The organism is Candidatus Methylomirabilis sp., from assembly GCF_028716865.1.
GTDB lineage: Bacteria > Methylomirabilota > Methylomirabilia > Methylomirabilales > Methylomirabilaceae > Methylomirabilis.
In genome coordinates this window covers 1-17124 of the sequence record NZ_JAQUOY010000038.1, presented here as the reverse complement: position 1 = coordinate 17124, position 17124 = coordinate 1, and the positions used below count along the sequence as shown (strand labels likewise).

The following is a 17124-nucleotide window of genomic DNA, read 5'->3' as shown; positions in this document are numbered from 1 at the left end:
GGTCGTGGATGCTGCGCTTTCATGCGCAGACCTCCGGCGTGAGTCTCACGGCGCAGCAGGCCGAGAACAATCTGACCCGCGTCGCATTGCAGGCCATTGCTGCGGTCCTTGGCGGGGTCCAGTCGTTACACACCAACTCGCGCGATGAGGCGCTGGGACTTCCCACCGAAGACGCAGCCCGTCTCGCGCTCAGGACTCAGCAGATCATCGCTCACGAGAGCGGGGTGACGAACACCGTCGATCCGCTCGGTGGCTCCTACTATCTGGAAGCGTTGACCGATCGGATCGAGCGAGAAGCTGCCGCCTATATTGAAAAGATCGATGCTATGGGAGGGATGCTGCGGGCGATCGAGGTCGGGTTCGTCCAACGGGAAATCCAGGAGGCTGCGTACCGGGAGCAGCGAGCCACGGAGGAACGGCAGCGCATCGTCGTCGGAGTCAACGAATTCACCGCTGCTGAGTCTGTTCACATCCCTGTCTTTGCTGTCGATCCTGGGTTTGAGATGGAACAGCGAGCGAAGGTCGATCGACTCCGCCGCAGTCGGGACAACAGCAGGGTGGAGCGGGTCCTCCATACGTTAGACGAGGCGGCGAAGGGGAGCGGCAACCTGTTGCCGCTTTTGATCGAGGCGGTCGAGGCCTACGCCACCATCGGGGAGATCTGCGCCGTGTTGCGGCGCGTCTTCGGAGAGCATCGCGAATCGGTCGCAATTTGAAGAAGGATTTAGGGTATAGGGTAGAGGGCATAGGGTGAAGAAAAGACGCTGCGACCATTGTTCTTGAATGGTGTTTGTTTGCTAGACCCTGTACCCTAAACCCTATACCATGGTATTGAGCTATGGTGCGTCGGATCGAGCACATTGCTATTGCGGTGAAAGATGTCGAGACCTCGGCGAGGCTATTCGAGACACTTCTGGGGAAGGGGTGTGGTGACCTCGAGACGCTTCCTGATGAGCGTGTGAAGGTGGCGTTCTTCGATCTTGGGGAGAGTCGGATCGAGCTGGTTCAGGGAATCGGCTCGGATAACCCGACAAGCAAATTCATCGAGAGGCGGGGCGAGGGCCTCCACCATATCTGCCTTGAGGTCGAGGACCTTCCCGAGACACTGAGGCGCCTCCATGAGGCCGGCTTCCCCTTCATCGACAGCGTTCCTAAATCGGGATCCAGCGGTACGAGGGTAGCTTTCCTGCACCCAAAGGGATGCAATGGTGTGCTCATAGAGCTGGTTGAGCAACCCAGTGAAGCGTAGTAGTCGCAGGAGGGTCGCTATGGGTTGCGGTCGATTTGTTCCGCCGATTTCGGTTTCCCGCGTTGCGCTCCTTTTCGTCTTTCTTTCTTTCATATTGCTCATTGCCTCTCCAAGCGGGATGGCATCGGCTGAGGAGCGAACGCCCGTTCGTGGCGGAAGCCCGTCTTCCGCCAAGGATCAGCAGGGCGGATTGGCTGAAGCTGCTAGGGTTGTCGCCGAACGACTCGCCGCCGCCTTTCCCCGCGTTGAGGGTCTTGTCATCGGTTCTGAGGGCGGTCTGGTCCTGATTGATCGTGGGACAGCAGAAGGTGTGTTCCAGGGAATGGAACTTGATGTGTTCCATGAAGGGGAAGAGTTTAAACACCCAATTACAGGAGAGATTCTGGGAAGGTTGGATAAGGATCTTGGAATGGTCCGCGTCCTTCACGTTCACGAGCGCTATGCCGAGGCCACCGTCGTGAAAAAGGCCGAGAAGGCCAGCTTTCGTAAAGGTGATCGGGTGAGGGTCTCCATGGCTCGGATGATTGTGGCATTTCCTAATGTCGACGTTGAAGGGATCGGCGGAGTAGGCGCGCGATCGATAACTAAGGATCTGGCCGCGGCCCTGGTTCACACAGGGCGTTTCGAACTGATTGAGGAGCGACAGTTACGATCGATATTGTTGGCTGACAAGAACTTACGGGCAGGAGAGTTAGCGGAGCCGCGGATGCTTAAGCAACTCGCCGACAAGGGAAAGATACAGACCCTTCTGTTGAGCCGCCTGACGCCCTCAGCGGATACCATGTCTCTCGATGTGCAGGCCTATTCAGCACTGACCGGCAACCCGATCGTTCTCGCCAGCGCACAGGTAAAACCTGGGGTCATCACTCATGATAAGTCGTCTCGTACCCAGTCGACTGTGACTGCTCGACCAGCCGTGCCGACGCCTGTGGCGACTGGCAAGCCAGCCATTGTATCCCCCCCAGCATCCAGTAAGCCGCCTGTCGCTGTCATGTCTTCAGAACATATTGCGCTTGAACCAGTGTTTGACGGCTCCATGACGGCCATGGCGGTTGCCGATCTGGAAGGCGACGGAAAAAGCGAGCTCCTCTTGGCAGGGGCCGATCGGCTTGTCGCCTTTCGAATCGATGGCTCCCACCTCAGACCTCTTGCGGAGTACCCGTTGAGCGGGGAAGGAGCTGTGGTGACGCTGGAGGCAATGGACGTCACTGGCGATGGAGGGGCCGAGGTCATCATGACCCTGTTGCACAAAGGTCGTTTTCACGCTTTTGTTTTTCAGTGGGCAGACGGTAAGCTCTTACCGATCTGGGTCATACCTGACCTTGTCCTCCGGCCTCTGTTATCCAATGGGAAAACACCGCAACTCTTTGGCCAGGCGGTGGTGCCAGGAGATCAGACCACGAAACCAATTCGTCAGTACACATGGGATGAACGGAACTTCCACCCGGGACCTGCCCTCGAGGTTCCGGCGGGTTTTTTGCTGCTGGAATTCATGATGGCCGATCTTGCTGGGGATGGAGCAGTGCGGCTCGTAACGTTCAAGGGGGGGACGACCCTTGAAGTCCGCTCACGAACCGGAGATCGTATTGGCACCTATGAAGTAAGTGGAGAGGCGTTGGCTCCACAGCACCGAGCTGGTCCTCGGATGCTGATTGAAAAGGAAAGAGACGGAGAGAGACCTCAAGTCATCTTGGGGCGAGAACAGAAGACAGGCGCCGGGCTGCTAGGTTCGTGGACGGCAAGTAAGACGGCACACTTAATCGTTCTGAAGTGGGATGGAGCCCGATTTCAGGAGGTGCGGGAGATACCCATATCTGACGGAGCGCTGGCCGACTACGCGATTGCAGATCTTGGGGAAGGGCTTGGGCGGCGTCTGCTCGCGCTCGTTGTGAAGAGCGGGAAATTGGGGTGGGGTAAGAAAAGCGAGATCCAAGCGTTTCGACTGCAATAACAGTATGAAATCACCACGAAAGCCTTCCTGACAAATTTCTGGACACAATTCATCCACACATGATAACCTACATCACGATTTCCTGGATCCTTTAGGATTCAATCAACTGCCCCGACTGTTAGCCATGAGCCTGGAGCCCCATCATCGAGCATTATCCTAAATTTGGGCTCCGTGTGTTGCTGGATAAAAGGATCTGGTGTGATATCTGGCATGGGCTTACAGAGGCAGCGTTGGCTTCAGGTCGCCGCGTTCTGGCTTACCCTGGTCGTACCGTCCATCTCGCAGGCAACCGGCTTTCGGATTATGCCGCAAAGCGCATCGGGAGCCGGCCAGGCCGATGCGTTTGTAGCCCAGAGCGATGACCCTTCTGCTATCTATTACAATCCCGCCGGAATCACTCAACTTCCTGGAGTCCAACTGATGATGGGTGCCCTTATGGTAGGTGGCTATACGCACTTCACCAATCGCGCGACTGGTGCAAAGAGCTCTGGAGATCTGGATGGGCCTGTCTCCAATCCTCTGCCCCTCCACGTCTACCTGACCGCGAATCTCAAGCCGCTCGCACACACTCTGGACCTCCCCGCCTTAGCGCGAACGACAGTGGGTGTCGGCGTCTTCTCGTCGTTTGGTCTTAGAAACCGATGGCCGGAGGATGGTCCCCTGAGTACGTCCTTGACATTTGCGTCGCTGCCGTTGCTCGATATCAGGCCGGTGATCGCATACAAGGTGAATGAGCAGCTCTCACTTGCGGCAGGGGCCGATGTCTACACCTTTGCAAGCTTCATGGGAGAGGGGGGCGGTGTGACGAAGTTTCACTCTTCCGGGGCTCCGGGGTTACCTCCACGTGGGACGCCCCTCGAAGTCAACGGCAATGACACCACTCCTGGGTTCAATCTGAGCCTCCGCTACACACCTTGCCTTCTGGAGGGCACGCGCCCATGGTGCAGCTTCGGTTTTCAGTATCGAAGCCGCGCGACGCTCCACTTAGAGGGGGAGTTTCTCGATGCGGGAATGACGCTCACATCGGCTCGAACGAAGTTTGTGATCCCGCAATCGTTTACCTTCGGTATGGCGGTCTGGCCCCTCCTGGCCAGAGGCCATGAGTGGAAGGTTGAGGTGGATCTGGACAAGACAGACTGGAGCAGCTTCCGCAACACCGACGTCCACTTGGGCACTGGAAAGGTGATTCCCGTTCCGCGGAACTGGTCGAACACCCTTACGTTCATGGTAGGAACAGAGTATAAATGGATTGATCCTGCCGCGCTTCTGCATTGGGACATGACAACACGCGCAGGGTGGCAACATTCCGCCACGCCGGTCCCCAGCCAGACGTTTGACCCCGCGGTGCCCGATAGTGACAAGAATATACTGTCTGTCGGCATGGGCTTTCTTTGCAAGGCAGGCGGCTATTTCGCAGGTTTCATTCCATGCGGTGAGCAAGGTGGCTGGTATCGCCCATCGGCTATCAGCCTAGATGTGGCGTATCAGGCAGGCATCTACGACACGCGGCATATTGACGATAACAAGCCTCCATTGACTCTTCCCGCAGTTGTGAATGGCCGATATAGCACTATACACCACGCTGGCTTCGTTACGCTGGGTATCAAGTTTTGACCAGAATATTGCAGTTGACTTCTACTGTAGAGCCTTCAGCGGTAGCACTGCATTCGCGTTGCCAGGATGCTGACGTCGTTGGAATTCGCTAACGAGGTTATAGGGGAGGCCAAAAGGTCAGGGGTAGGGCGATGTGGTTCTCGTTGCAATGTTCGAGTTAAATATTATGGTTGACATAATCTCTCTTATACGACGTATGGCAACTAAACTCATGACGCCTCAGTTTATGCAAGCGGAAGGCGAAGGTGGGAGATATTTAGCGTGACGTAATGGAAAGCTTGTTCAGCTCGACTTGTGCGTTTTGGGCCCAGCCGGTATTCGGATACGCCGCGACGACCTTCTCATAAACCGTGCTGGCATCTTTAGGTCGATTCAACCCAAGATAGGCTTTGGCCAGATGCAGTTGCGCCTCAGGGAGCAAAAGATCTTGAGGGAACTGCTCGACGAGCCGGGAGTACGTCTCGGCCGCCTTCTCATAATTGCGCTGCGCCAGATACGTATCGCCCACGCCGATGCCGGCCGAAAAGGCGACTGCACCCCTCGGGCTCTGGCCGAGGTAGGTAACATACACCGTTCTAGCCTCATCGTATTGACCCGCCGTGTAGTAATGGCTGCCCAGGCGAAGTGCGGCCTCTGCGGCTGCGGCACTCCCGGCGTAACGACTCATCACCTCACGCAATAATCGAACCCCCTCCTCCTGTTTCGCGCTATCCTGGCCAGCTCTCGTGCTTGCTTCAAGCTGGCTCACTGCCTTACGCAGGAAGGCCGCGGCATTTGTTTCGTTTTTGCTGCTCCATGCGTAATACCCGGCGACGATGGCTGAGAGAGCCAATAGCCCAATAACCACTGCGACAACCCACTTCCACCTTTCGGTGGCGAGTGTCGTGAGCCCTTTAGCAACTTCCGCCACTGAGCGGCGCGAGCTATGGTGCCAATCGACGTGTTTTGTGTGAAGCGGCATCATTATTCCTTTCCACTCCCCATGAGGCGGCAGCGCGCTGGTGCGCCCGACAGGACTTGAACCTGCGACACAGGGTTTAGGAAACCCTTGCTCTATCCATCTGAGCTACGGGCGCCTGAATGCATATCTTACTCAGCCGAGGCTCGCTGATCAGAACTGGATCAATGAGAAGACTTCCCGATCCCCGAACCGTTCCCTTCCCTGCAAAGATAACAACTCCACCAGAAAAGCCACGCCAACCACATTACCGCCAAGACGAGTAATGAGGTCGATCGCGGCGGTCATCGTGCCGCCTGTGGCAAGAAGATCATCCGCCATCAGGATCCGCTGGCTTGGCAGTATGGCATCCTGGTGGATCTCAAGGGTATCGGCCCCGTACTCCAATGCATAGGTCGTGCGGTGTGTCTTATACGGTAGCTTTCCAGGCTTCCGGATCAACGTTGTTCCCGCATGAAGCCTATAGGCCAATGCAGCGGCGATAATGAACCCCCTCGCCTCTATACCAACCACCAGATCGATGTGTCGGTCATGAAACCGCTCAGCAATCTGATCGATCGCAGCATGGAAGGCTTTGCCGTCCGCCAGCAATGGCGTGATATCTTTGAAAACGATCCCCTTTTTGGGGAAATCTAGGATGTCTCGGATTTTCTGTTTTAGTGCTTCTGTCGGCATTTGTGCCGTCCCTTAGAAAATAGCGATCAGTAATCAGCCGTCAGCTTCTGTTAAAACCAGAGACATATCAGAAAAGCGGACAACTGAAGGCTGATCGCTTTACCAGCAGGAGAATAAATGGTCGGGGCGATTGGATTTGAACCAACGACCCCTTGCTCCCGAAGCAAGTGCGCTACCAGGCTGCGCTACGCCCCGACATCAACCCTTCCACCCTTGCTGGCCTATCAATTTGACGAACACACAATTCCCCAGGTCAGCCCAGTGTATGCTCGCCCCTCTCTTCGTACCTTTCTTCAGAACTTGGTTCTGTAGCTGACCAACCGGCACCACAAGACGTCCATTTTCAGCAAGTTGTTCGACAAGAGGCGCCGGGATTGTGGGAGCGCCCGCGCTCACGACAATAGCGTCAAAGGGCGCCTTCTCCTTCCAACCGACAGAACCATCCCCAACCCGAATCCACGCATGATGATACCCGAGCGACTCCAGCCGGCGCTGCGCACGTAACGCGAGCGTTCGATTCCGCTCGATAGAATAGACCTTCGCGCCCAATTCCATCAGAATGGCTGTCTGATATCCTGACCCCGTTCCGATCTCCAGCACCCGCTGATCCTCTTCCAGCTCGAGCGCCTCCGCGATGAGCGCCACCATAAACGGCTGGGAGATGGTTTGCTTCTCACCAATCGGCAGGGAACAATTGCCGTAGGCGCGCCCCCAAAGGGCCTCTTCCACAAATAGATGTCTGTGGACCTTGGCCATTGCCCGCAGGACCCCGGAGTGCGTAATCCCGCGTCGTACTAGCTGCTCGGCCACCATCCGTTGCCGGGCAACCGCGTAATCCATTATGGAATCGCAAACCTGTTATTCACATCAATTGACGGCCATTTCACGCTGTCACGTGGCGGCGTCCCGCTGTGGAGGGTATGTGATTCCAGGGAAACTTCCATCTCTGGAGCTCTTTGACAGCGCGAGAGTTGGTCAGATCTATGTGAAGCGGCGTGATCGAGATAGATCCTGCCGTCACCGCGGCATAATCGCTTTCTTCCGATGGCTCCCATGTGGGTTCCTTCCCGCCGATCCAGTAATAGGCCTTCCCGCGAGGGTCCACCTTTCTCACGATGATGTCACCATAGCGTCGTCTTCCCTGTTGCGTGATCGCCACACCTTTAATTGCTGAGGGGCGGCAATTCGGGACATTCACGTTCAGCATAGTATTCCGCGGCAGGCCATGTTGCGTGATCAGCTCAGCCACCATAACAGCGACCCGCCCTGCTGCCGTGAAGTTGACTCGCCGCTGAGCCACAACAGACAGGGCAAACGCCGGATACCCCAGCAATGTCGCCTCGAAGGCGGCTGAAACTGTTCCAGAGTAGGTCACATCATCGCCCATATTCCCGCCGATATTGATTCCGGATGCCACCAAGTCGAATTTCTGCTTAATCATGCCCATCAGGGCCAGCGCCACGCAATCGGTAGGTGTGCCGTCAACCGTGAACCAAGTCGGCGCAACCTTGGTGACCCGCAGCGGTCGATTAAGCGTCAGGGCGTGGCTGGATGCGCTCCGTTCACGATCAGGCGCCACTACCCACACTTCACCAAGACTGGACAGGGCATCCGCAAGCACTCGAAGGCCTCGAGCATGAATGCCGTCATCATTGGAGATCAGAATGTTCATTCACAACTGAAAAAGAGCAGATGCATTATCTGCCCTTCGATAGTCCCGCATACCGACGAGTCATGCTGGTCGGGGCGATTGGATTTGAACCAACGACCCCTGGCCCCCCATGCCAGTGCGCTACCAGGCTGCGCCACGCCCCGAGGATGCCAGATCGTTACGTCAGGGGGAATGTCTACGCAATAATGAGGAGATATTTTTCAGTTCTTCCTTTACCAGTCGCACAGAGTCCACTACGGTTGGTGGAAACGACCCCTGCTCTGCTGACAGATGGCGCCTGGCCCCGGCAATAGTGAACCGCTTCTCGTACAGCAACTCCTTGATGTGAAGCACAGACACGACGTCACTACGCCTATACAGTCGCTGCCCGCTCGGACTCTTGGTTGGCCGCAGCGTTGTAAACTGCGTCTCCCAGTAGCGGAGGATGTAAGGTTGAACGCCGGTCAGTTCAGCGACCTCTCCGATTTTAAAGTACAGCTTCTCCGGAATCTCGGCACTGCCATCAAGACCCGGGAGAAGCCTTTGTGAAGCTCGAGGCCTCGATCTCACCAACCGCGTCCGTGCACTAGGCACAGCCTTCCCTCTTCCGCTACCTCAAACGCTACCCGTTGAGACCGTTCACGGCTTGATGCAAGGCTTTTCCGGGCTTGAACTTCAGCACCTTACGAGCCGTGATAGTGATCGGCTCGCCGGTTTGAGGATTCCGGCCTTTCCTCGCACGCTTGGCCTTGACCTGAAAAGAGCCAAAGCCGACAAGCTGGATCTTCTCCCCTTTCTCGAGAGCATTCTTTACGATAGCAAGGGTCGCCTCTACTACTTCCATCGCCTGTTTCTTGGCGAGGCCTCTTTCAGCGACGATCGAAGCTATGTCAGCCTTGGTCATTCTCTCCCTTCTCTCTTAGTGAAACAGATCTGCCCCTTCAGGCTTCCACGGTTTCCGTACTATCCCCTCGCTTCAGATCAGAGCGCGTCACTTCAGCACCCCTCTCAGGGGTTGGTGATATGATAGAGAGCGGGTGGAAGGTTGTCAAATTCTTTTTCCAGGGAGACTGAGCGAGTCGCCGAGGGAATTTCCGAAGGCTGCCGCCCGGCAGCGACCTGAAGGGTCGCTCGGAGAGACACGGGAGGCACGGCTGCCTGGTCACACCCGGAGCGCTTCACAGTCGCTATAAGTCACCGGAGAGGATGCGGAATGGGTCATCTGCAGCTCGAGGAACAGAGGAGCGATAGGCATAACTGAGGGTCCGTGTCATCACAACCACATAGATCAGGCCTCCCAGCGCAATCATCAGGGTGCCGAGCCAAGCGACCGTTACCTGCGCTGCGATCAGGCCACCAGCCAGTGTCAGGACGCCTGCATTCAGTAAGAAGAAAACGACCGGCCGACAGCGAAACAATGACAGTTCTGCGATCGCCAGCTTTGGCCAACCTCTGCGCTCACGCACGCCGACGACGAATCCTGGAAAAAGCTTGTAAGACATTCCGATAATCAGGTTCGTCACCCAGCCGAGCAATCCCAGAACCCCGTACGCTCCCGCGACTCTATTGCCAAGAACGCTATCCGGATCAATCCAAAGCAGCGAGAATCCGAGTCCAACCGAGAGCAGCAAACAGACGACGCCGCTCATCGCGTGCCGCATCGTCCAATCAATCGGAATTCGTCGGTTACGCACAAGCGTGGAGAGAATCCCGACATACGTCAAGAGCGCCGACAGGATGACAATGCTCCAGATGGACGGGCCTGGAATCAAGCCTAGAAGCGAGAGGCCCAGACCCGCAACACCGGTGGCAAGGCCGTACAGTTGCCAGATCGCCACGCGCGGCAGCGTAAGTTCCGACAACAGGAACGCTGGAGCCATCCGATAAGAGACCGCACAAATGGTAAGGCTCACCCATCCCAGCGCCGCGAGATGGGCGTGGCTGGCCAGGTTGCTGATGACGTTGCCGGAGAGGAACCCGAGAGACTTATCTAATGCGAGGAGCATGCCCAGGGTCGCAGCAAGCGGCAAAAACAGGACCGACATGCACATTCCGGTTTCGGCCGGGCTCTTGTGCCAGAAAGGACCAAGGCAGTACAGCATATTGACGGCAAAGAATACCGCACTGAGTACAATCACTGCGGCAGCCATCCATGTGGGTGCCCACACTCCGATGAGCATATGCGTAATGAGACCCGTCGCGCTGAACAGGAAGAGCCCAAACTGCCAGCGCGCCAATCTCGGAAATCGTAAAGGCCGTTTCGTGAGGGCTGGAACAACGCGATACATCACCCCCATGATCGCAGAGGTGATCCATCCCAGCGTAAAGGTATGGGTAACGGCCAAGATTCGTGGCTGATAGAAGAAGTCTACCAGATCACCTACCACCCAGGGCGCTGCGGCTACACCCAATCCGAAGAGGGCAACAGCAGCAGTGAAGAAGTGTATCGGAAGCCGCGCGATTCGGATGAGGTCGCGAGACGGAACGCTCTCTCCTATTGCTTGGGCATTCTGTTCCGGCGCTACGTTCGCCCTATTTTCCGGACCGACATCGATCGGTAACCTTTCAGACCGGTGCAAGATCATGGTATGTCCCTTTGTAACTATTTAGCCGTTTAGGCTGAAGGCTGAAGGCTCTACATGCTCCTGTAAGGCACGAACCACGAGCAAGAAGCCCACGCGCTTCGACACAGTGCGTACTTCATCGCTGTACCACTAAAAGCCTTCAGCCTTCAGCCTATCTACCTGCAACGAGGCAGACCGTTTTCCCAGCACACCAGACCGCGCCATGTTGCCCAGGAAGAGCAGCACGGCCACGATATTGAACAGTCCGCCCACCAGCCTCCCAGGCGACCACGCCGCCAAATCCCCCACTATCCGTAGTACGAGCGAAAGGTGGAGTAAGGCGAGATGGCTATAGAAGGCGGGGCGAAAAGGTAAAGCAATCCCCAGTACAGATGGGAAGATGATCGGGGCGTGTCCGATGATCATAGAGAACACAAAGCCCACGAAGATGGCGTGCAGGGTCGCATCGTAGCCGTCCAGTACGCCATGTTCGTGGATGGCGTGCAGGGTCGCATCATGGTGTAATCCTGCCGCCGCTCCACCGAAGCCTAGCGCAAGTAGTCCGGCCACTGCCAGCCACACATAGCCTGAAAGCAGACTCAGAGCGACGAATCGGTGCAGTCCTGTCTTCTTGACCGACTGTCGCGCCATATCGTGGCGTAGTAACCAGATCGCCAGCGCAACAAGGCCCAGCCCGCTCAGGCGCGTGCCTATATCGAAAGCTATGCCAGCGAGAAGGAGCCCGGTTACAAAAAGGCCAGTGGCAGCCAGAAACGAGAGCCGGTGTCGCCGAGCAAGCGGGAGAAAGCGACTCAACTCCAGTCGCTCCCCGGCAATAGTCAGGACCAGGAAGGCGGCCCACCAGCTCACAACACCGAAAATCGGCCACCCGCTAAGCCACAGTGTGTTACCTGTCAGCCACGCGAGCGCCCCAAGGCCCATGATAATCGTAAACAGGGCGGGTTGGCCTTGAATGAGGTAGGCGAACACGACGACCAATACGAGGCTGCCAAGGGTCATCAGTGCCGGGCCGGCCATACCGGGTACACCTGAAATCAGGATTAGAGCACCTACTCCAGTACACAGAGGCCCGACAGAGGTCCACCACTTCCCCATAGCCACAGTCCGCTCCAACGCGATGAGCGTACCCAAGAACCCGGAAATCATCAGAGGGCCGTGAACGGCGGGCAAGGTCGAAGGGATGGTCGGCCAGTTCCACCCCAGGCGGGCGAATCCTCCCAACAGTGCAGCGAGCAGGGCGAGCATCCCGAATGCCATCAGCGGAAACCTGACGGGATGTCGCGACACCTCCGTAGGGCTTTGCCCCGGTCGTTCGTGATCAGCCGGCTCCGACCGCTGCGGAGGCCGTATTGTAAGAAGCGCACTCAGGCTCAGGGCAAAGATCGACGTCATCGTGAGGGCCGAGAGCACGCACCACGTACAGATCGACTCGATGACGGCGACCTGCAGATAGATCAGCCACGCCGACACCGCTACGCCGATTCCGGCAATGCCGAGCGTCACCCCCAGTATACGTCGACTGTCGAGCCTCACGGCCATGACTGAAAGGCCAAGCAGCAGCAGGTACGCCGCGATACCGAAGGCGGCCATGGGGATGCCCAAAATCTCAGAATATTCTCCTTGATTGACGACGTCGCATCCACCCGTGGGGCAGAAGGCCGAAGTAGCCGTGCTATGCCTCCAGAACAGGTAGCCCGAGTCGACCAAGCCGAGCAGGGCGAGCACAGGGAGCGCCGGTCGCCATCGTCGAGCCTGGCGGCCAGCGACGGCCTCAGTAGACCTCGATTGGGACATAGATACGCCGTCGCGCATACGCGGCAATCGCTGCGAGCACCCCTCGAGAGACCGGCATCAAACCGGGGTCGGCGGGTACACGGTCGAGGGTGTAGATCTGGACCCCATTCGGGCGAATCTCGGCGACCCGGTCGGTCCAGTCGCGGATCGCCACGGGGGCCGTGTTCGCCACCCTGCCCCACACGAACATCGTTTGCAGCAGCACGCCGTCCAACTGCGCTAACCCCTGGAGCATCTCGGCGAAATTCCACCCTTTAGCGGGCAGATTGATCCGCCGCATGAGCGCCTCGTTCCCTGCATCTAACTTCATCAACTTGAGATCTACCCCTTCAAGGGCAGCCCGCACCTGTGGCTGATACACGGTTGAGCTGTTGGACAGGATGGCAAGCTTGGCGCGTGGGGCATAGCGATCTCGGAGCGCCGACGCGGCCTTAACGATCGCCTGAAGTTCCGGATGGAGCGTCGGCTCGCCATTGCCTGAGAAGGTAATGACGTCGATGGGGATCCCCTCGTGGCACAGTTGCTGAAGCCTTGTCTCTAAAGCATCGGCAACCTTTTCTCCTGGAGGAAAGTCTGCGATCGGTTCGGCTGCCTTCAGGACCGGATGCTCCGTCCAACCGCACTGGCAGTAACCGCAGTTGAAGGAGCAGAGCTTCGTGCCGGTTCCCAGCAGATTGACGCCGAGCGAGCGACCCAGCCGACGAGACAGCAGCGGACCGTAGATCAGATCCTCTTTCACCAGCCGGTGACGACGGATACCCTGCTTCAACTCGGTCCCGTTACGGCTCACGCCTACCCTTGCTCCCCTTTCCGCTCGACCGAGGCCACGTACGGAAGCGCTCGCCCCTCCCCGGACGCGTCCATGCCATAGCCAATAATCCAGGTATTGGGAACCTCAAAGCCGATGTAGTCGGCGCTGATCGTGACCTCCCGTCGACTCGGCTTGTCCAAGAGGACACATGTGCGGAGCCAGCGTGGTCCCCTGGCGACCAAGTGCGCTCGGACCATGCTGAGGGTCCGCCCGGAATCCAGGATGTCATCGACGAGAAGCACAGCCCGGCCCCTGAGATCCAACGCACTGTCCTTATGGATCTGTACCAGCCCGCTGGACGCCACCAACGGCCCGTAGTGTGAGACGGCCATCAGGTCAACCCGTGGCTCTATCCCCAGGCGCCCCAACGCCCGCATCAGGTCAGCGAGGAAGATGAACGCGCCGGTGAGCAGGCCGATCAGCACCGGCGTCGGCTCAGGCAGGTCCGAAGCGATGGTGTACGCCAGCTCCTGCACCCGCGCCGCAATGGTCTGCTCCTCGAAGAGAACTCGATGTTTAAGCACTCTTTCCTGATCCTTTTTCGCAGGGTTCAACAGCTATAAGAGCCTGTCCTGCATACCCCCGTTCACCCTTCGACGCGCTCAGGGCGAACGGCATGGGCATGGAAAATATTGACTTTTTCCGTTCATGCTGAGCCTGTCGAAGCACAAGAAGAGATTTACAGGACAAGCTCACAAGTGTGCTACAGGCAGACCATCTCGCCTTGCAAGTACAGGGGGGTAGCACCTGTAATTGCCACCGAGACAACACTGCCGTCTTCTACTCCTTCACCAGAAAAGTGGACAATTTTATTCTGCCTGGTCCGGCCGGAATGGCGAACGGAGTCACCCTTGGCATCCTCGCGATTCACGAGTACCTCCACTGTCCGGCCAAGGTATGCACGGTTGCGCTCGAGCGACAGTCGATTCAGGAGCGCAAGCGCTTGCTCCAGCCGACGCGCTTTGACCTGCTCCGGGAGCTGATCAGGCATCCGTTCCGCCTCTGTGTGGGGTCTCGGCGAATACTTGAACATGAAGGCGCCATCGAACACAACCTCCTGCATCAGATTCAGAGTCGCCTGAAAATCCTCCTCCGTTTCACCGGGAAACCCGACAATAATGTCCGTAGTGATAGCGATCTCTGGTGTCCTGGCTCGCAGCAGTGCGATCTTTTCCAGGTACTCATCCCGAGTATGGCCGCGCTTCATTCGATGCAGGATCCGATCAGAGCCCGATTGAACCGGCAGATGGATCTGTTCGCACAGACTCGGCAGTTCGGCGATTGCCGCCGCCAACTCGTCGGTCACATCGAGAGGATGCGGGCTCGTAAATCGAACCCGCATCTGACCGTCGACGAGTTGATCGATCTGACGGAGCAGTTCTACAAAGCTGACCGGCGGCGTGAGTTTCCTCCCGTAGGAGTTGACGGTCTGACCCAGGAGCGTGACCTCGCGATACCCCTGGCGCTTGAGCCCGCGGATCTCCTCCACGATCTCCTGCGGAGGCCGACTGCGCTCACGACCACGAGTGAACGGGACCACGCAAAAGGTGCAGAAGTGATCGCACCCCTCCATGATGCTGACCCAGGCCCTGATATTGCTTTGACGCTGAACCGGCGCGTTTACGGGGTAGGAGTAACCTGGTGTTCTTGCAGTCGCAACGCCTCTCGCCGTCCCGGCCTGAAGCAACGATGGAATGGCTGTGAGCTGTCCCGGACCGACGACGAAGTCCAGGTATGGAAAACGGTTGAGAAGCGCCTGCCCTTCCTGCTGCGCGACACATCCGCAGATGCCGATCTTCAGTTCAGCGCGCTCCCGTTTCAATACCTGAAAAGACCCGAGGCGGCTGTAGACCTTATGCTCCGCCTTCTCGCGGATTGCGCAGGTGTTGAGAAGAATCAGATCAGCCTCTTCCTCACGCTCAGTGAGGGTATATCCCTCACTGGACAGCAGCCCAGTGATCCGCTCTGAATCAAGATCATTGGCCTGACAGCCAAAGGTGATCAACTTCAGTTTAGGCACCGTCTCACCCTCGTGCGGCGTTCAGCGTGCGAGCGTGCAGCGTTCTGCGACGGGATTCGTACTCACGCACTACGCCATGAACGCAATCAACGCAATAGACGCAATTCATCGCCGAAGCACGTCAAGGGCTCGCTCGATCCGCTCTACTCCCTTGCTGATACTTTCGATCGGCGTCGCGTACGAAAGGCGAAGATGCGCGTCGCTTCCGAATTCGCTCCCTGGGACCAATACGACACGGGCTGTCTGCAAGAGGTAGGTTGCCATCTCGGCGGAGTTCCGAATAGGGCGGCCATTCGCCACTGCTCCGTAGAAGCTGGAGACATTGGGAAAAAGATAAAACGCGCCTTCAGGGTTCGTGCATGTGATACCGGGAATGGCATGCAGCCGATCGATGAGATACTTCCGACGTCGATCGAATTCGATCACCATCGCGCGCAGATCGTCATGCGGGCCGAGGATGGCGGCAACGGCGGCCTTCTGCGCGATCGAGGTGGGGTTCGACGTGACCTGACTTTGGATCGTGCCCATCGCCTTGATGATCTCCGCCGGTCCCGCCGCGTACCCGATCCGCCAACCGGTCATGGCATACGCCTTCGAGACGCTATTGACAAGAATCGTTCGACTTTTTATCTCCTCGCCGAGCGAGGCGATACTCGTATGGGCATGCCCGTCGTAGGTCAGCGATTCATACGCCTCATCCGAAATCACCAACAGGTCTCGTTCTACCGCAAGCGCGGCGATCGCCCGCAACTGTTCCAGCGGGACCATGGCGCCGGTCGGGTTGCAGGGACTGTTCAGCAGGATCGCCTTGGTCTTCGGCGTAATAGCCGGCTCCAGCGCCTCACGGGTCAGGTGGAACCCATCCTCTTCCCGCGTCTGCACGATGACCGGCCGTGCATCGACGAGGCGGATCTGTTCCGTGTAGGTGACCCAGTAGGGAGCCGGGACAATCACCTCGTCCCCCGACTCAAACAGCACCTCGGCGATGTTGAATAACGAATGCTTCGAACCGCACGAGACGATCACCTCTGCGGGGCGATAGGAGAGGCCATTATCGCGCTTCAGCTTGGTAGTGATCGCCTGCTTCAATTCGTCGATACCGGCGGCGGCCGTATATCTCGTGAACCCGTCCCGAATAGCGGCAATTGCCGCTTCCTTGACGTGGGCCGGCGTCTCGAAATCCGGTTCTCCGAGTCCAAAGTCTACAACATCGATTCCCTCTGCCTTCATCTGCTTGGCAATAGCAGCAATGGCGAGCGTGGCTGAGGGACTGGCATTCCTGGCGCGACTTGACAGGTTTATCGTCATTGTTCTTGGCTCCGTTTTCCTTCCTGACGTGGGGCGATCCGCTCTTTGAGCATCCTTGCGACCATTGGCGTGACGAATTGGGAGACATCTCCCCCAAGTAAGGCGATCTCTTTTACCAGTCGAGAGCTGAGGTAGGAATACTGCTCGTGGGGCATAAGGAATACCGTCTCGACCTCTTCGTTCAGCTTCCGATTCATCAGTGCCATCTGGAATTCGTATTCGAAGTCGGAGAGGGCGCGGAGGCCGCGGATGACAACGCGCGCACCCTTTTGACGCATATAATCCACCAGCAGACCGTCGAACGAGTCGATAGAGACGCCTCGCATACCTCGGACGGCATCCCGAATGATCCGCTGACGCTCCACAAGGCTGAAAAGCGCAGCCTTCTCTGGATTCGTACTCACGGCGATGACAAGGCGGGGAAAAAGGCGATGAGCCCGCCTGGCGATATCGATGTGACCGAAGGTGAACGGATCGAACGTCCCGGCGTAGATAGCCAGCGCCATCA

At 57.5% G+C, this 17124-nt stretch carries 17 protein-coding genes and 3 tRNA genes; 4 read left to right on the top strand and 16 right to left on the bottom strand.

Annotation, left to right across the window (positions count from 1 at the left end; translation table 11 throughout):
- The 4 genes from PHV01_RS11965 to PHV01_RS11950 form a co-directional block, all read left to right on the top strand.
- Positions 1–716 (top strand): methylmalonyl-CoA mutase family protein (locus PHV01_RS11965; protein ID WP_337291391.1); only part of this gene is annotated, 716 nt, incomplete at its 5' end.
- 122 nt (positions 717–838) lie between these two features.
- Positions 839–1249 (top strand): methylmalonyl-CoA epimerase, encoded by a 411-nt coding sequence (mce, locus tag PHV01_RS11960; protein ID WP_337291390.1) that lies wholly within the window; start codon positions 839–841, stop codon positions 1247–1249.
- A gap of 19 nt (positions 1250–1268) precedes the next feature.
- On the top strand, positions 1269–3200 hold the full coding sequence (locus PHV01_RS11955; protein ID WP_337291389.1) for an FG-GAP-like repeat-containing protein: 1932 nt from the start codon (positions 1269–1271) through the stop codon (positions 3198–3200).
- A gap of 198 nt (positions 3201–3398) precedes the next feature.
- On the top strand, positions 3399–4814 hold the full coding sequence (locus PHV01_RS11950) for an outer membrane protein transport protein (RefSeq protein ID WP_337291388.1): 1416 nt from the start codon (positions 3399–3401) through the stop codon (positions 4812–4814).
- Positions 4815–5070: 256 nt separating this feature from the next.
- Here PHV01_RS11950 and PHV01_RS11945 read toward each other — a convergent pair whose 3' ends face one another.
- The 16 genes from PHV01_RS11945 to coaD all read right to left on the bottom strand — a co-directional run bounded on the left by PHV01_RS11945 (position 5071) and on the right by coaD (position 17122).
- Positions 5071–5775, bottom strand: a complete 705-nt coding sequence (locus tag PHV01_RS11945; protein WP_337291387.1) for a tetratricopeptide repeat protein — start codon at positions 5773–5775, stop codon at positions 5071–5073.
- Between the two features lie 38 nt (positions 5776–5813).
- A tRNA-Arg gene (locus tag PHV01_RS11940) sits at positions 5814–5890 on the bottom strand.
- A 35-nt stretch (positions 5891–5925) separates the two neighbouring features.
- On the bottom strand, positions 5926–6447 hold the full coding sequence (locus tag PHV01_RS11935; RefSeq protein ID WP_337291386.1) for an adenine phosphoribosyltransferase: 522 nt from the start codon (positions 6445–6447) through the stop codon (positions 5926–5928).
- Positions 6448–6565: 118 nt separating this feature from the next.
- Positions 6566–6642 (bottom strand) — tRNA-Pro (locus PHV01_RS11930).
- A 3-nt stretch (positions 6643–6645) separates the two neighbouring features.
- Entirely contained in the window at positions 6646–7287 is a 642-nt protein-coding gene (locus PHV01_RS11925; RefSeq protein ID WP_337291385.1) for a protein-L-isoaspartate(D-aspartate) O-methyltransferase, read from the bottom strand.
- A 43-nt stretch (positions 7288–7330) separates the two neighbouring features.
- Entirely contained in the window at positions 7331–8119 is a 789-nt protein-coding gene (surE, locus tag PHV01_RS11920) for a 5'/3'-nucleotidase SurE (RefSeq protein ID WP_337291384.1), read from the bottom strand.
- A 66-nt stretch (positions 8120–8185) separates the two neighbouring features.
- Positions 8186–8262: transfer RNA gene (locus PHV01_RS11915), tRNA-Pro, on the bottom strand.
- A 19-nt stretch (positions 8263–8281) separates the two neighbouring features.
- Positions 8282–8668, bottom strand: a complete 387-nt coding sequence (locus PHV01_RS11910) for a MerR family transcriptional regulator (RefSeq protein ID WP_337291383.1) — start codon at positions 8666–8668, stop codon at positions 8282–8284.
- A gap of 52 nt (positions 8669–8720) precedes the next feature.
- Positions 8721–9002: an integration host factor subunit alpha gene (locus PHV01_RS11905; protein ID WP_337291382.1), complete on the bottom strand. Its 282-nt coding sequence runs from the start codon at positions 9000–9002 to the stop codon at positions 8721–8723.
- 283 nt (positions 9003–9285) lie between these two features.
- The gene (locus PHV01_RS11900) at positions 9286–10683 is read right to left on the bottom strand and encodes a hypothetical protein (RefSeq protein WP_337291381.1); all 1398 of its coding nucleotides are present in this window, start codon (positions 10681–10683) and stop codon (positions 9286–9288) included.
- A 129-nt stretch (positions 10684–10812) separates the two neighbouring features.
- On the bottom strand, positions 10813–12477 hold the full coding sequence (locus PHV01_RS11895) for a vitamin K epoxide reductase family protein (RefSeq protein ID WP_337291380.1): 1665 nt from the start codon (positions 12475–12477) through the stop codon (positions 10813–10815).
- On the bottom strand, positions 12455–13267 hold the full coding sequence (locus tag PHV01_RS11890) for a radical SAM protein (RefSeq protein WP_337291379.1): 813 nt from the start codon (positions 13265–13267) through the stop codon (positions 12455–12457). The genes PHV01_RS11895 and PHV01_RS11890 overlap by 23 nt, the downstream gene beginning before the upstream one ends.
- Positions 13268–13269: 2 nt before the next feature.
- Positions 13270–13812: a hypoxanthine phosphoribosyltransferase gene (hpt, locus tag PHV01_RS11885; RefSeq protein WP_337291378.1), complete on the bottom strand. Its 543-nt coding sequence runs from the start codon at positions 13810–13812 to the stop codon at positions 13270–13272.
- Positions 13813–13991: 179 nt separating this feature from the next.
- Positions 13992–15308 (bottom strand): tRNA (N6-isopentenyl adenosine(37)-C2)-methylthiotransferase MiaB, encoded by a 1317-nt coding sequence (miaB, locus tag PHV01_RS11880; protein WP_337291377.1) that lies wholly within the window; start codon positions 15306–15308, stop codon positions 13992–13994.
- A gap of 105 nt (positions 15309–15413) precedes the next feature.
- Positions 15414–16616 carry a pyridoxal phosphate-dependent aminotransferase gene (locus tag PHV01_RS11875; RefSeq protein WP_337291376.1) on the bottom strand — a complete coding sequence of 401 codons (1203 nt, stop codon included), beginning with the start codon at positions 16614–16616 and terminating at the stop codon, positions 15414–15416.
- A complete protein-coding gene (coaD, locus tag PHV01_RS11870; RefSeq protein ID WP_337291375.1) occupies positions 16613–17122 on the bottom strand; it encodes a pantetheine-phosphate adenylyltransferase in 510 nt (169 codons plus the stop codon). Before coaD ends, PHV01_RS11875 begins: the two co-directional genes overlap by 4 nt.
- Between the last annotated feature and the right edge of the window lie 2 nt (positions 17123–17124).